Below are 14283 nucleotides of genomic sequence, written 5' to 3'. Positions count from 1 at the left end.
TTAAGTCTTTACCAAACGCAGTTCATTTCGAAAGTGCCGCATGTTCTCGCGGTAATGCGCAGCAGAGGCCGCAAGCCCGGCAATGGCGTCGGCATCCAATTCGCGAACGACCCGCCCCGGCACACCCATAACCAGACTGCCGTCGGGAATGTCCTTACCTTCAGTGATCAGCGCGCCCGCGCCAATCAGACAGTTATTTCCGATCTTTGCGCCGTTCAGCACAGTGGCTCCCATGCCAATCAGGCTGTTATTGCCAATCGTGCAGCCGTGCAGCATCACTTTGTGCCCGATGGTGCAGTCCTGCCCAATTGTCAGCGGATAGCCTGCGTCAATGTGAAAGACGCAGTTTTCCTGTACATTTGATCCACGGCCCACACGAATTTCCTCGTGATCGGCACGAATGGTCGTGCCGAACCACACGGACGCGCCTTCTTCCAGCACCACCTTGCCGATCAGATTGGCATCCGGGGCAACCCATGTGTCTGCGTGCAATTGCGGCGTGTGCGCGCCTAGGGCGTAGATGGTCATGGCAGATCCTCGAACTCAGATTGCAGGTGGCGTACATGGTCCGTCAGCCCAGGAATCTGGCTGCGGCGTAGCCGGGTTGCGGAGATGATGGTTTTCAACTGGGCTTCGGTCGCATCGAGATCGTCGTTGACCAACACAAAGTCATAAGCCCCCCAATGGCTGATCTCGTCCCAGCTTTTCTCCATCCGCCGCGCGATGGTGGCCGCATCGTCCTGACCGCGTTTTTCCAGGCGGTGTCGCAATTCCTTGATCGACGGCGGCAGCAGGAAAATAGATAAAGTATGCGCGCCGAGCGCGGAATTGGTAATTTGCTGCGCGCCCTGCCAGTCAATGTCAAAGAGCACATCACGCCCTTCGGAAATCGCGGCCTGAACCGGCGCGCGGGGCGAGCCATAGAAATTACCGAAAACATGCGCGTGCTCCAGCATGCCCTCATTGGCGACCTGCGACTTGAAACGCGCCTCGTCGACGAAATAATATTCGCGCCCGTCTTCTTCACCCGGGCGTGGCTTGCGCGTGGTCGCAGAGACTGAAAACTCGATTTCCGGATCCCAATCGCGCAACCGGCGGGCCAGCGTCGATTTGCCAGCACCCGAGGGCGAGCTGAGAATGATCAGGAGGCCCCTGCGTGTCGCGATCATGAGTTACTCCACATTTTGCACCTGTTCGCGCATCTGGTCGATGACAGCTTTCAATGCCAGACCACACCGCGTCAATTCGGTGCTTTGTGCCTTGGCGCAAAGGGTGTTGGCTTCACGGTTGAACTCCTGCATCAGGAAATCCAGCTTGCGTCCCACAGGCCCGTCCTGCCCGATCAGGTCTCGTGCCGCATCGACATGGGCGCTCAGCCTGTCGATTTCTTCCGTGACATCCGTCTTTACCGCGATCAGGGCAAGCTCCTGCGCCACCCGGTCTGCATCGACACCTTCGGTGTTTTCCAGCACTCTGGACAAATTGCGTTTCAAGGTCTCTGCCATGGTTGCGCCGCGCGCATCCGCAAGCGTTGCGGCCTCTTTGGTAAGACGGGCCACTTCTTCCAATTGACTTTGCAGCACCGCTTGCAACGCGGCGCCCTCGCTGTCGCGCATCGCATTAAAATTCTGTATCAGCCCCTCAGCTTCGGCCAGCAGGGCCCGGGCCAATGGTTCAGCATCATCTTCGCTGGTGCTCTGCTCCAACACGCCGCGCAAGGCGACGATGTCAGCCGATGTCGATGGGGCAAGAGAGACGCCAGCTTCCATGGCGCGGTTCTCGATAACGGCCATGGCGTCCAGAACGGTCGTGAGCTGGGCGTCATTGATTTGCATCAGGCCTGCTTGTTCGTCCCGCGACAACCTCAATGACAAGGTGACATTGCCGCGCGCGACGGCCGCTGACAACAAGCGGCGCAAGCCCGCCTCCAAACCATCGATCCAGTCCGGAACTCTCAGTCGCAGATCCAGGCCCTTGCCGTTGACAGCGCGCAGCTCCCAAGCCCAGGAATGTGGCGGGATACCGCCAGTGGCTGAGGCAAAACCAGTCATGGATCGGATCATGGGTTGCGCATCCCCTTGGAGCAGATTTCGACACCAGCCTTATGGCGTTTTCCTGTGGCAGGGCAACCCCTCGGCAGTGAACCGCCAGAATGACATCTCACCGCCGTTCAATTAACCAAATGTAAAGATATGCCACCGTTTTTAGAAAATTGTTGCTATTAAAGTTTCAGTAACCAGTTGGCACCGGATCGAAATACGGCGATCAGTGTCTTAGTAATGAATTTGAAGGGCGCTTTGGCGCTCCAGCGAGGAAAGAGGGCGGACGATGGACAACGGTGGGCAAAAAACGCACAATGTACTTTCAATGACGCAACATATTTCTAATACCGGATTTGCACCTCTCGCTCAGGTTGAAGCTTATTGGGAGGCGCTTCGCGGCAGCCGTCTGATGCCAAATCGCGCGGAAATTGATCCACGTGGTATCGAACAGGCGCTGGAGTATTCTTTTATTGTCGAAAGAATTGCACCAGGTATTGCCCGGCTGCGCATTGCTGGCAGCCACCTGAGCGATTTGATGGGGATGGAGGTGCGCGGCATGCCACTGACGTCCTTTATTACGCCGGGATCACGTCGCCAGATAAGCGATATTCTTGAAGAGGTTTTCGAAACGCCAGCGACCTGCTCTTTGCAGCTTCATTCCGCAAAAGGTGCCGGTCTTCCCCCTCTCGACGCGCGGATGATTTTGATGCCGCTCAAGAGCGACCTTGGGGATGTCAGCCGTATTTTGGGCGCCCTGGTGTCTGTGGGGGAAATGGGACGGAGCCCGCGACGTTTTGATGTCACGCAATCGGCGCTTCGGCCGATCGTAAGCGGCACCGAAGCGCCGGTCATCAAACGGTCTCAGCCCGCGGTTGAGCCGGGCAAGAAACCAACGCTCTCGCCTGAGGCGCAAAAACTGCAAGCCGGGTTCAACGAACAATCGGTGCCATTCCGGAGCGAGACACCGCGCAAGGACGCGCCATACCTGCGCCTTGTAAAGTCCGATGACTAAAATTTAAAACGATTTCCTTTGATCAGGAAAGCCGTCCGCACAGAAAGTGCGGGCGGTTTATTTTTGCAAGCCTAAACAGAAAAAGCCCATCTCTCAGCGGAGACGGGCTTTGCCTGCAATCCTGACGGTCAACCGGCCGCTTTATCGCGATGCGTGCCGCGCCGGTTTGACAATTCATCCGCCACGAGGAAAGCAAGTTCCAGAGACTGGCTTGCATTCAGACGCGGGTCGCAGGCTGTGTGATAGCGATCTGACAGGTCTTCATCGCTGACGGCGCGTACACCACCGGTGCATTCGGTCACGTCTTGCCCGGTCATCTCGAAATGCACACCGCCCGGCACGGTGCCTTCCGCGGCATGCACACCAAAGAATTCGCGCACTTCACGCAGCACGGAATCAAATGGGCGGGTTTTGTAGCCGGTTGATGACTTGATCGTATTGCCATGCATCGCATCACAAACCCAGGTCACCTTGGCCCCCTCTTCGCCCACAGCCTTGATCAGGCGTGGCAGGTGTTCTCCAACTGAACCCGCACCGAAGCGCGCGATCAGTGTCAAACGCCCTTCCTCGTTGTTCGGGTTCAGTTTCGCCATCAGCGCCTTGAGGTCGTCCGACGTCATGGACGGCCCTGCCTTCAGGCCAATCGGGTTCTGAACACCACTTGCGAATTCCACATGTGCGCCATCCGGTTGACGTGTGCGATCGCCGATCCAGATCATGTGGCCCGATCCCGCCAGCCATTTGCCGGTGGTGCTGTCCACGCGGGTCAGCGCTTCTTCGTACTCCAGCAACAGCGATTCGTGGCTGGTGTAGAATTCAACCGTCTGCAAGGTATGCGCAGTATCCGGCGTGACGCCCGCTGCCGACATGAAATCCAGCGTGTCGGAAATGCGGTTGGCGATCTCGCGGTAGCGTTCGACCTTTTCGCTTTCGGTAAAGCCAAGCGTCCAGGCATGCACCTGATGCACATCGGCATAACCACCCGTCGAAAATGCGCGGATCAGGTTCAGCGTCGCGGCGGCCTGCGTATAGGCGCGCAGCATCTTTTCAGGATCAGGGATGCGGGCTTTCGCGGTGAAATCCAGCTCGTTGATGATGTCGCCACGGTAGCTCGGCAGTTCAACACCATCCACTGTCTCGGTTGGCGCGGAGCGTGGTTTGGCGAATTGACCCGCCATGCGACCAACCTTGATCACCGGCACCTTGGCTCCATGGGTCAGCACAATCGCCATCTGCAACATCACTTTGAACGTGTCGCGGATCGCGTCGGAACTGAACTGGTCAAAGCTCTCGGCGCAATCACCGCCCTGCAGCAAAAAGGCCTCGCCCCGGCCAGCAGCGCCAAGACGCTCTTTCAGACGCCGGGCCTCCCCGGCAAAAACCAGAAGCGGAAAACGGGCAAGCTGGGCCTCAACTGCTTCCAATGCGGCCTGATCCGGATAATCCGGCATCTGGATCCGCGGTTTGGCGCGCCAGCTTGATTTTGTCCATTCGCTCATCTTTTCAACTCCGGGTTGGGCTCGCAGTCCTGCGAGCGCTCACATCACAGCGCTCTCTATACAAAAGCCTGCGGGGAGAGACCATATCACAAATTCGTCCTCTTGACGTCGCATTCCGACCGTGACCAAGTGACTTTATTCGCGCCATGCCCTGACCGGTCGCGCATCGAAATATAAGATCAAGAGTCGGCCATGTCCCAGATGCAATCAGCCACGCGGAATGACCCGCCCGCAGATAAGCCCAAGCGCTTCGTTTTCGTGCTGCTCGATAACTTTACGCTGCTATGTTTTTCGGCTGCCGTTGAAAGCCTCAGAATTGCCAATCGCATGGCGAACAAGACCCTCTACGAATGGCGTATCGTCGGCGAAGGCGGCGATATCGTGCATTGTTCGGCTGGCAGCGGGTTCAAGCTCGACAGCGATCTTGTCGATTTGAACCGTGATGACACCGTGATGATTTGCGGCGGCATTGATGTTCAGGCCGCGACCACCAAGAAGGTCCTGGGCTGGATACGTCGTGAAGCCCGAAAGGGGTTGCTGGTGGGGGGGCTTTGCACGGCGGCACATACATTGGCCAAGGCCGGATTGCTCGATGGCAAGCGCGCCACCATTCACTGGGAAAATCAGGACAGCTTCGCGGAGGAATTTCCCGAAGTGGATCTGACGAAATCGGTATTTGTCGTGGATGGCAATCGGCTGACAACTGCGGGCGGGACATCCTCCATCGACCTGATGCTGAAACTGATTGCGGACCAACAAGGCGAAGAGCTTGCCAATATGGTCGCGGATCAGTTGATCTATGCCTCCATACGCACCGATCAGGATACCCAGCGTCTCAGCGTGCCCACGCGCATCGGTGTGCGTCATCCCAAGCTCAGCAAGGTCATCCAGATGATGGAAGGCAACATCGAAGAACCCATAAGCCCCTCTATTCTGGCCAAGAATGTGGGCATGAGCACGCGTCAGCTGGAGCGCCTCTTTCGGCGCTATCTCAACCGCTCGCCCAAGCGCTACTATATGGAGCTGCGTCTGCAAAAGGCGCGCAACCTGTTGATGCAGACCGATATGAGCGTGATCAATGTGGCACTGGCCTGCGGGTTCGCGTCGCCCAGCCATTTTTCAAAATGCTACCGTTCGCATTATGACACGACGCCCTATCGCGAACGCGGCAGCCATGCCGCGCGCCTGTCGATCTGACCCTTAGCCTCTGGACATGCGATAAACCGCGCCGTTTCCGACAGAAACAAACCATATGCTGCCATCAGGGGCTTCAATCACGTCGCGCACTCGGTCCGTTGCCTGTGTTTTGATCTGCGCCACTTCCGCCGCCTGCGTGCCGTTGACTTCTAATCTGGCAATGTAGTCGAACTTGAGCGACCCCACGAAAATGTCGCTACGCCACTCGGGAAACATCGCGCCCTGATAGACAAGCAGCCCGGACGGTGCGATTGACGGATCCCAGTAATGGGCGGGCTGCTCCAGACCCGGCTTGCGCGTCCCTTCACCGATTTTCGCCCCCGAATAGTGCCGCCCGTAGGAGATGACTGGCCATCCGAAATTGGCCCCTTTCCGGATGAAGTTCACTTCATCACCTCCTCTTGCCCCATGTTCCGACGTCCAGAGCCGACCTTGCGCATCAAGGCCTGCCCCTTGCGGATTGCGGTGTCCGAAAGACCAGATTTCCGGCAAAACACTGGGCTGTCCGACGAATGGATTGTCCGAGGGCACCGATCCATCTCTGTTGACCCGCACGATGGAGCCGTTGTGAACCGATCGATCCTGCGCGGCAGGACGGTTGCCGCGATCGCCAATGGTCAGATACAACGTTCCATCATTTGCCTCGACAACCCGGCTGCCAAAATGCCGACCGCCCGAAGAGCCCGGGGCCATGACAAAAATATCGCGTAAGTCCACCAGCTGGCTGGCGTTTTCTGGCAAGCGCGCGATGGCAAGCGCTGTCCCCGACCCGCTACGTTGAGGCTTGGAGTAGGTGAGGAAAACCTCGCGACTGGTCTCGAAATCGCGCGGCAAAGTGATGTCCAGCAATCCCCCCTGGCCCCGGTCTGTGACCTTGGGGAGACCGCCGATTTCATGAACCTTTCCACCACGCACATGCAGCAGCCGGCCCTCTTTTTCAGTGATCAGCACCGATGCATCCGGCAGCAAAGCGATCCCCCAGGGTTGATCCAGTCCGGAGATCATGCGCGTGATCTGCACCTCAGCTGCCGCAGGCGTGATCATTCGTATCGTTATGATAAGAAAAAAGAATGTTATCGCTAAACGCATCGTTTCACCTCTCTCCTGAAGGTAAAATAGATCGGATAACGGGTATTTCACGCTCATTTTTGTGTGACAGAGCCGTGAGCACAGCGGCGCGGTTCAAAAGTGCTTTTCATTTGAAGAGCTGACGCCTAATCTGCCCCCCGAACGTCAAGTTCCAATATGGGAGATAACAATGAAAAAGATGCTTTTGGCCACCACGGCCGCAGCACTTGTGGCGACCTCCGCGCTGGCGGGTGGTCATGCAAAGGAAGTAAAACTGGGCATTCTCATCGGTTTCACGGGACCGATTGAATCACTGACCGGCCCGATGGCTGCTGGCGCCGAGCTGGCGATGACCGAAGCCACCGAAAGCGGCAAACTGCTGGATGCGGCCAAAGTTACGCCGATCCGTGCCGATACCGGGTGCATCGACAACGGTCTGAGCACTTCAAACGGCGAACGTCTGGTTGCCGAAGGGATCAACGGCCTGATCGGTGGCGACTGTTCCGGCGTGACCGGCGCGATCCTGCAAAACGTGGCCATTCCGAACGGTATGGTGATGATTTCGCCCTCCGCCACGTCACCCGGGCTCAGCACGGTTGAAGACAATGATCTGTTCTTCCGCACCGCACCGTCTGACGCGCGTGAAGGTCAGGTGATGGCGGAAATCCTGCAAGAGCGTGGCGTGAAATCCATCGCCTTGACCTACACCAACAACGATTACGGCAAAGGTCTCGCGGATGCGATTGAAAGCAACTTCAAGGCGGCTGGTGGTGAAGTGACCATCGTCGCGGCACATGAAGACGGCAAGGCCGACTATTCTGCTGAAATTGGCGCGCTGGCCTCTGCCGGTGGCGATTTGCTGGTGGTTGCGGGCTACCTCGATCAGGGTGGCCTGGGCATCATCAATGCGGCATTGGACACCGGCGCGTGGGATACATTCGGTCTGCCCGGCGGCATGATCGGTGACAGCCTGCCCGAGAACGTGGGTCCGGCGCTGAACGGCTCATATGGGCAAATCGCGGGCTCCGGTGGTGAAGGGATCGAAAAGCTGGTGGCACTTGCGGGTGACGCTTTTGATGCAACGTCGCCCTACACGCCTGAAAGCTATGATGCAGCGGCGCTCTTCATGCTGGCCATGCAAGCGGCCGACAGCACTGATCCTGCGGATTACGGCTCCAAAATCCTCGAAGTGGCCAACGCACCGGGAGAGAAAATCTACCCCGGCGAATTGGGCAAAGCCTTCGACATTATCCGCAGCGGTGGTGATGTGGACTATGTCGGCGCATCAGCGGTTGAACTGATCGGCCCCGGCGAATCTGCCGGCACATACCGCATGATCGAAGTGAAAGAGGGTAAAAACGAGACCATTGGGTTCAAGTAATTTGCCCAATTGACCACTGAGCAGCCCGGAGCCTCGTGTTCCGGGCTGTTCCAACATCTAAAGCGCCGCAAAGACGCGCTGACGGGGAAAACACATGATCGTCGTGGACGACCTTCACAAACACTTCGGCGGCTTTCACGCTGTTGATGGCGCCTCTCTGGAAATCGAACAGGGATCTATTACCGGTTTGATCGGCCCCAATGGCGCTGGAAAAACAACCCTTTTCAATGTGATAGCGGGCGTACTTCAACCCACATCGGGCAAAGTGACCATGGCGGGTGAAGATATCACGGGGCTGCCCCCGCATACGCTCTTTCACAAGGGGCTGCTGCGAACTTTCCAGATCGCTCATGAATTTGCCTCCATGACATGCCGCGAAAACCTGATGATGGTGCCCGGTGCGCAGTCGGGAGAAACACTCTGGAACACATGGTTCGGGCGCAAACGCATCGCGGATGAAGAACGCGCCCTGCGCGCCAAAGCGGACGAAGTGCTGGAGTTCCTGACCGTGGAACATCTGGCCGATCACAAGGCGGGCCAGATCTCCGGCGGTCAGAAAAAGCTGCTCGAATTGGGCCGTACTATGATGGTGGACGCCAAGATCGTCTTCCTTGACGAGGTCGGCGCGGGCGTGAACCGGACCCTTCTCAACACCATCGGTGACGCGATCATCCGGCTTAATCAGGAACGCGGCTATACTTTCGTGGTGATCGAACATGACATGGATTTCATTGGACGCTTGTGTGATCCGGTGATCTGCATGGCCGAAGGCAAGGTGCTGGCGCAGGGAACGCTGGATGAGATCAAAGCCAACGAGCAGGTGATCGAAGCCTATCTGGGCACCGGCTTGAAGAATAAAGAGAAAGTCGGCGCATGAGCAGCGATCCCTATAGCGACCGCGGCAACAAGGACCTGTCTCTGGGCAATCCCAAAGGTATGGGTACGGCCACACCTGTAAAACCGGGCGGCAAGGCCTACCCGGCGGTGGGCGGTCCTTTTTTGATCGGTGAAAACATGACTGGCGGCTATGGGGCCGGGCCGGATATTCTGCACGACTGCACCATCGCGGTGGATCGCGGTGAAATCGCCGTGATCGTCGGACCCAACGGGGCGGGTAAATCCACCGGCATGAAGGCGGTCTTTGGCATGCTGAACCTGCGCGAGGGCCATGTGAAGCTCGATGGCGAGGACATCACCCAACTGTCGCCGCAGGACCGGGTGGCCAGGGGCATGGGCTTCGTGCCGCAGACCTCGAACATCTTCACCTCGATGACCGTCGAGGAAAACCTTGAGATGGGTGCGTTCATTCGCACCGATGATATCTCCGGTACCATGGCACAGATTTACGACCTGTTCCCGATTTTGAAGGAAAAGCGGTTGCAGGCAGCGGGTGAGTTGTCAGGCGGGCAACGCCAGCAGGTCGCCGTGGGCCGGGCGCTGATGACGCAACCCAAAGTGCTGATGCTGGACGAACCGACCGCCGGGGTGTCGCCCATCGTCATGGACGAGCTTTTCGACCGCATCATCGAGGTGGCGCGCACCGGTATCCCCATCCTGATGGTGGAGCAAAACGCGCGGCAGGCACTGGAGATCGCCGACAAGGGTTATGTTCTGGTGCAGGGGCGGAATGCGTATACGGGGACGGGCAAGGAATTGCTGAACGACCCCGAAGTGCGCAAGTCGTTTTTGGGGGGGTGAGGATGCGGGGTATCTCAGTATTGTTTTCCGTCAGCTTTTTAGTCTCGGCTGCGGAAGCCGGTGAAGAGAATGGTTTTACCTGCGAAGCTGTGAATTACTGTGCAGTGGTTGGGACCGCCGCGAATTGCAGGCATATAGAGGAAAAGTGGCATCTTTCGTGGAGCGAAGACGGTTCGAGGTTCACCTTCAAAGAGATGTTACGCTTGGAAGTAAAAACATTTAACGCTCTGCCGCAAGCGGGGCTTTCTAGGGTCCGAGGTGTCGCCGTTGGAAGCCGCCCATACGCTCCGCTGAATAGTTTCATTTTGTACGACAACGGATGGTTCACCATGATGGTCCCGACGACCCAAGCCGAAAGAGGGTTGTCTGAGCCATCATTGGTCGTTCTAACGGGACCATGCGTTTCTTTGGAGATCGGATGATGGACCTCCTCAACGCCATCGTGGCGCTCTCGAATTTCGTGATCATCCCGGCGATGTCCTATGGCGCGCAGCTGGCGCTTGGCGCGTTAGGGGTGACGCTGATCTACGGCATCTTAAGGTTTTCGAACTTTGCCCATGGCGACACCATGGCCTTTGGTGCCATGGTCACGGTTCTGGTGACCTGGCTTTTCCAAAGCTGGGGCCTATCGCTCGGCCCGCTTCCAACGGCCCTGCTTGCCCTGCCCTTCGGAATCCTGGGTTGTATGGCGCTGGTGCTCACCACGGACCGGATCGTCTATCGGTTCTACCGGGCGCAAAAGGCCAAACCGGTGATTTTCGTGATCGTATCACTCGGCGTGACCTTCATCCTCAACGGGTTGGTGCGGTTCATCATTGGGCCGGATGATCAGCGGTTTCTGGACGGCGAACGTTTCATCATATCCGCGCGCACCTTCAAGGAGATGACCGGTTTGCGTGAAGGTCTGGCCTTCAAAACCACCCAAGGGATCACCATCATCACAGCCGTGATCGTGGTGGCCCTGCTCTTCTGGTTTCTCAACCGCACGCGCACCGGCAAATCCATGCGGGCCTATTCCGACAATGAGGATCTGGCGCTACTGTCGGGCATCAACCCCGAACGGGTTGTGATGATCACCTGGTTGATCGTGGCGGGTCTGGCGACCATCGCGGGCGTGCTTTACGGGCTCGACAAGAGCTTCAAACCCTTCACCTATTTCCAGCTGCTGCTGCCGATCTTTGCCAGCGCCATCGTGGGCGGGCTTGGCAATCCGCTGGGGGCCATTGCGGGCGGCTTCGTCATCGCGTTTTCTGAAGTCACGGTGACCTATGCCTGGAAGAAAGTCGCAACCTATGTGCTGCCCGAAAGCATGGCGCCTGACACGCTGGTGCAACTGATGTCGACAGATTACAAACTGGCAGTGAGCTTCGTCATTCTACTGATTGTCCTGCTGGTCAAACCCACCGGCCTTTTTGCGGGGAAAGCAGTATGACCTCGGCCATGAAAAACACTCTCCTTTTCGCAGCCGTCTTCGCGATGATCCCGGTGATCGCCCATTTCCAGGGCTGGAATGCTGCACTTTTCGTGCTGAACATGGGGCTGATTTCCGCGATCATGGCGCTTGGCGTGAACCTGCAATGGGGGTTTGCGGGCCTCTTTAACGTCGGCATCATGGGGTTTGTTGCCCTGGGCGGTCTGGCTGCGGTGTTGGTCGGCATGCCCGCGACACCGGGCGCCTGGCAGGCGGGTGGCTTTGGCATTATCGGCGCCTTGCTGATGGGTGCGGCCACCATTGTCATCGCGATTGTCGTCGCCGGACGTATGGCAAAGGGGTGGATGCGCAGCCTTGTGGTTCTGGCGATCCTCGTCGCGGGGTTCATGATCTACCGGGGTCTTTTCGACCCGTCGGTCGAAGCGGTTGAGGCGATTGAGCCCGCACTGACCGGATATCTAGGTGGTCTGGGCCTGCCGGTGATCATCGCCTGGCCGGTGGGCGGGCTGCTCGCCGCAGGTGCCGCCTGGATTATCGGGAAAACCGCATTGGGGCTGCGCTCTGACTATCTGGCCATTGCCACTTTGGGCATTGCAGAGATCATCATCGCCATTCTCAAGAACGAAGACTGGCTGTCGCGCGGCGTGAAAAACGTGGTGGGTGTGCCCCGTCCGGTTCCTTATGAGATCGACTTGCAGAACAATACTGGCTTTGTCGAACGTGCCGCCGGTTTCGGCTTTGACGCGGTGACGGCCTCCACCATCTATGTAAAACTGCTCTATTGTGGGCTGTTCGCCTTTGTGCTGGTGTTGCTGTTGTGGATGGCGCAGATGGCGCTCAATAGCCCCTGGGGCCGGATGATGCGGGCGATCCGCGACAATGAGGTAGCCGCCGAGGCCATGGGCAAGGACGTGACGGCGCGCCATCTTCAGGTCTTTGTGCTGGGATCGGCGATTTGCGGTATCGCAGGGGCCATGCTGACCACGCTCGACGGTCAACTCACGCCCGGCACCTATCAACCGCTGCGGTTTACCTTTCTGATCTGGGTCATGGTGATTGTCGGCGGCTCCGGCAACAACCTTGGCGCCGTTTTGGGCGGCATGCTGATCTACCTGATGTGGGACAAGGGCGAATCTATCGGGCTGGAAGTGATGGAATGGATCACCGCCGGTCTGGCAGATGGCAGCGCCCTGAAGGCACATCTGATCGCCTCAGCGGCACATATGCGCCTGCTAACCATCGGGGTGCTGCTGCTGCTGGTCCTGCGGTTCAGTCCGCGCGGGCTAATCCCGGAGAAATGACCCTGATCCTGTCGGGCGCCCTTACCGACCCTTGAACAATCCGCCCAGAATGCCCCGCACGATGCGACGCCCTGTTGTGCCTTGCAACTCCTTGATGACGGCTGCGGCCACCGCGCCGCCAAGGCTCTGGGATTGCCGTGTCTTACCACGCCGGGACGTAGAGCGCGCCACGCGCCCGCCCGTGTAGCGGCGTGCGGCGTTGAATTCGCGCAATTGCGGCGATCCTTCCTCGGCTTCTTCTTCGGCCTTTGCCGCCTCTGCTGCAGCATCCTCCGCGCGTTTTTTCAGGATTTCGTAAGCCGAGCTGCGGTCCACGGGCGCGTCGTATTTCCCGGACATATCAGAGGCCGCCATCACCTCTGCCCGCTCCTTCTTGCTGATCGGGCCCAGTTGCGACGAGGGCGGGCGGATCAAGGTCCGTTCGACAATGCCCGGCACGCCCTTGCGTTGCAGCATCGAAGTGACCGCTTCGCCCACACCCACCTCGCGAATGGCTTCTTCGGTGTTGAATGCCGGGTTTTCACGGTAGGTTTCGGCCGCCATGCGCAACTCCTTGCGATCCTTGGCCGTAAAAGCGCGCAGGGCGTGCTGAATACGATTGCCCAGCTGACCCAGAATATCATCCGGCACATCTGCGGGATTTTGCGTGATGAAATAGACCCCCACGCCCTTGGAACGGATCAACCGCGCCACCTGTTCTACCTTGTCCACCAGTGCCTTGGGGGCATCGTCAAAGAGCAGATGGGCCTCATCGAAAAAGAAGACCAGCTTGGGTTTGTCGGGGTCCCCCACTTCGGGCAGTTCCTCGAATAGCTCCGACAGCAGCCACAGCAGAAACGTCGCATAAAGCCCAGGTGAGGCCATCAATTTATCCGCCGCCAGAATATTGATCTCGCCGCGCCCTTGCGCGTCCTGTCGCATCAGGTCCGACAATGCCAGCGCCGGTTCGCCAAAAAGGCCGGTGCCCCCCTGGTTTTCCAGAACCAGCAACCGCCGCTGAATGGCCCCGATGGAGGCTGAGGAGACATTACCATAACGCAGGGAAAGCGCCTTGGCATTTTCCCCGATCCAGACCAGCAGGGATTGCAGATCCTTCAGATCAAGCAGCGGCAGCCCTTCTTCATCGGCCAGTCGAAAAGCGATGTTGAGAATACCTTCCTGCGCTTCAGTCAGTTCCAACAGTCGTGCCAGCAACAGCGGGCCCATTTCGGAAACGGTGGTGCGCACGGGATGACCCTGTTCCCCAAGAAGGTCCCAGAAAGTGACCGGAAAGGCCTCGTAGATGTAATCGGTGAACCCGATCTGTGTGGCACGTTCGGTAAAAGGTCCATGCAGCTTGTGTGTCTCGGTGCCCGCCTTGGCAAGGCCCGACAGATCGCCCTTCACATCGGACAAAAACACCGGCACGCCTGCCTTGGAAAATCCTTCCGCAAGGATTTGCAGGGTCACGGTCTTGCCGGTTCCGGTGGCCCCGGCGACCAGCCCATGGCGGTTTGCGTAACCCAAACTCAGGTGCTGTTTCACGCCATAATCCGGCCCGCCGCCGCCAATAAAGATGTCTGATGTCACGCAAGTCTTCCTTTAATCACAAACTCATTTGCCGAGCATACGATGTTAACCTTTGCACGTCATAGTCAAATCGCTCAGCCGCCG

Annotated in this window: 13 protein-coding genes; 7 read left to right on the top strand and 6 right to left on the bottom strand. The window is 58.1% G+C overall.

The genetic code is table 11. The features are described from left to right. The 3 genes from Q0802_RS12200 to Q0802_RS12190 are packed head-to-tail and all read right to left on the bottom strand — an operon-like array spanning nucleotide 1 to nucleotide 2051. Nucleotides 1-528 (bottom strand): gamma carbonic anhydrase family protein, encoded by a 528-nt coding sequence (locus tag Q0802_RS12200; RefSeq protein ID WP_298918398.1) that lies wholly within the window; start codon nucleotides 526-528, stop codon nucleotides 1-3. Then, entirely contained in the window at nucleotides 525-1169 is a 645-nt protein-coding gene (gene gmk, locus Q0802_RS12195; RefSeq protein WP_298918396.1) for a guanylate kinase, read from the bottom strand. The genes Q0802_RS12200 and gmk overlap by 4 nt, the downstream gene beginning before the upstream one ends. 3 nt (nucleotides 1170-1172) lie before the next feature. Further along, nucleotides 1173-2051, bottom strand: coding sequence for a YicC/YloC family endoribonuclease (locus Q0802_RS12190; protein WP_298918394.1), 879 nt, complete (start codon nucleotides 2049-2051; stop codon nucleotides 1173-1175). Between the two features lie 316 nt (nucleotides 2052-2367). Between Q0802_RS12190 and Q0802_RS12185 the strand changes: the two genes are divergently transcribed. Beyond that, complete coding sequence (locus Q0802_RS12185; RefSeq protein WP_298918391.1) at nucleotides 2368-3054, top strand: PAS domain-containing protein; 687 nt, start codon at nucleotides 2368-2370, stop codon at nucleotides 3052-3054. Between the two features lie 128 nt (nucleotides 3055-3182). Here Q0802_RS12185 and Q0802_RS12180 read toward each other — a convergent pair whose 3' ends face one another. Further along, nucleotides 3183-4553: a class II 3-deoxy-7-phosphoheptulonate synthase gene (locus Q0802_RS12180; protein ID WP_298918388.1), complete on the bottom strand. Its 1371-nt coding sequence runs from the start codon at nucleotides 4551-4553 to the stop codon at nucleotides 3183-3185. A gap of 192 nt (nucleotides 4554-4745) precedes the next feature. Here Q0802_RS12180 and Q0802_RS12175 point away from each other — a divergent pair, with 192 nt between their 5' ends. Next, nucleotides 4746-5750 carry a GlxA family transcriptional regulator gene (locus tag Q0802_RS12175; protein ID WP_298918386.1) on the top strand — a complete coding sequence of 335 codons (1005 nt, stop codon included), beginning with the start codon at nucleotides 4746-4748 and terminating at the stop codon, nucleotides 5748-5750. Nucleotides 5751-5753: 3 nt separating this feature from the next. Here Q0802_RS12175 and Q0802_RS12170 read toward each other — a convergent pair whose 3' ends face one another. Beyond that, entirely contained in the window at nucleotides 5754-6794 is a 1041-nt protein-coding gene (locus Q0802_RS12170) for a PQQ-dependent sugar dehydrogenase (protein WP_298918384.1), read from the bottom strand. Between the two features lie 214 nt (nucleotides 6795-7008). Here Q0802_RS12170 and Q0802_RS12165 point away from each other — a divergent pair, with 214 nt between their 5' ends. The 5 genes from Q0802_RS12165 (at nucleotide 7009) to Q0802_RS12145 (ending at nucleotide 12630) form a co-directional block, all read left to right on the top strand. Further along, the gene (locus Q0802_RS12165) at nucleotides 7009-8199 is read left to right on the top strand and encodes an ABC transporter substrate-binding protein (RefSeq protein WP_298918381.1); all 1191 of its coding nucleotides are present in this window, start codon (nucleotides 7009-7011) and stop codon (nucleotides 8197-8199) included. Between the two features lie 94 nt (nucleotides 8200-8293). Continuing rightward, on the top strand, nucleotides 8294-9076 hold the full coding sequence (locus Q0802_RS12160) for an ABC transporter ATP-binding protein (RefSeq protein WP_298918378.1): 783 nt from the start codon (nucleotides 8294-8296) through the stop codon (nucleotides 9074-9076). Beyond that, nucleotides 9073-9897 (top strand): ABC transporter ATP-binding protein, encoded by an 825-nt coding sequence (locus Q0802_RS12155; protein ID WP_298918375.1) that lies wholly within the window; start codon nucleotides 9073-9075, stop codon nucleotides 9895-9897. The genes Q0802_RS12160 and Q0802_RS12155 overlap by 4 nt, the downstream gene beginning before the upstream one ends. A gap of 421 nt (nucleotides 9898-10318) precedes the next feature. Further along, nucleotides 10319-11329: a branched-chain amino acid ABC transporter permease gene (locus Q0802_RS12150; RefSeq protein WP_298918479.1), complete on the top strand. Its 1011-nt coding sequence runs from the start codon at nucleotides 10319-10321 to the stop codon at nucleotides 11327-11329. Then, a complete protein-coding gene (locus tag Q0802_RS12145; protein ID WP_298918372.1) occupies nucleotides 11326-12630 on the top strand; it encodes a branched-chain amino acid ABC transporter permease in 1305 nt (434 codons plus the stop codon). The genes Q0802_RS12150 and Q0802_RS12145 overlap by 4 nt, the downstream gene beginning before the upstream one ends. 21 nt (nucleotides 12631-12651) lie before the next feature. Here Q0802_RS12145 and Q0802_RS12140 read toward each other — a convergent pair whose 3' ends face one another. Continuing rightward, complete coding sequence (locus Q0802_RS12140; RefSeq protein ID WP_298918367.1) at nucleotides 12652-14199, bottom strand: helicase HerA-like domain-containing protein; 1548 nt, start codon at nucleotides 14197-14199, stop codon at nucleotides 12652-12654. Nucleotides 14200-14283 lie beyond the last annotated feature (84 nt).

This window comes from uncultured Roseobacter sp. (genome assembly GCF_947495275.1).
GTDB lineage: Bacteria > Pseudomonadota > Alphaproteobacteria > Rhodobacterales > Rhodobacteraceae > Roseobacter.
This window is presented reverse-complemented; position numbering and strand designations above follow the sequence as displayed.

Excerpts from the sequence above, each read along its gene's own strand:
- Q0802_RS12200 (WP_298918398.1), bottom strand. The coding sequence starts at position 528 with ATGACCATCTACGCCCTAGGCGCGCACACGCCGCAATTGCACGCAGAC.
- gmk (WP_298918396.1), bottom strand. The coding sequence starts at position 1,169 with ATGATCGCGACACGCAGGGGCCTCCTGATCATTCTCAGCTCGCCCTCG.
- Q0802_RS12190 (WP_298918394.1), bottom strand. The coding sequence starts at position 2,051 with ATGACTGGTTTTGCCTCAGCCACTGGCGGTATCCCGCCACATTCCTGG.
- Q0802_RS12185 (WP_298918391.1), top strand. The coding sequence starts at position 2,368 with ATGACGCAACATATTTCTAATACCGGATTTGCACCTCTCGCTCAGGTT.
- Q0802_RS12180 (WP_298918388.1), bottom strand. The coding sequence starts at position 4,553 with ATGAGCGAATGGACAAAATCAAGCTGGCGCGCCAAACCGCGGATCCAG.
- Q0802_RS12175 (WP_298918386.1), top strand. The coding sequence starts at position 4,746 with ATGTCCCAGATGCAATCAGCCACGCGGAATGACCCGCCCGCAGATAAG.
- Q0802_RS12170 (WP_298918384.1), bottom strand. The coding sequence starts at position 6,794 with ATGATCACGCCTGCGGCAGCTGAGGTGCAGATCACGCGCATGATCTCC.
- Q0802_RS12165 (WP_298918381.1), top strand. The coding sequence starts at position 7,009 with ATGAAAAAGATGCTTTTGGCCACCACGGCCGCAGCACTTGTGGCGACC.
- Q0802_RS12160 (WP_298918378.1), top strand. The coding sequence starts at position 8,294 with ATGATCGTCGTGGACGACCTTCACAAACACTTCGGCGGCTTTCACGCT.
- Q0802_RS12155 (WP_298918375.1), top strand. The coding sequence starts at position 9,073 with ATGAGCAGCGATCCCTATAGCGACCGCGGCAACAAGGACCTGTCTCTG.
- Q0802_RS12150 (WP_298918479.1), top strand. The coding sequence starts at position 10,319 with ATGGACCTCCTCAACGCCATCGTGGCGCTCTCGAATTTCGTGATCATC.
- Q0802_RS12145 (WP_298918372.1), top strand. The coding sequence starts at position 11,326 with ATGACCTCGGCCATGAAAAACACTCTCCTTTTCGCAGCCGTCTTCGCG.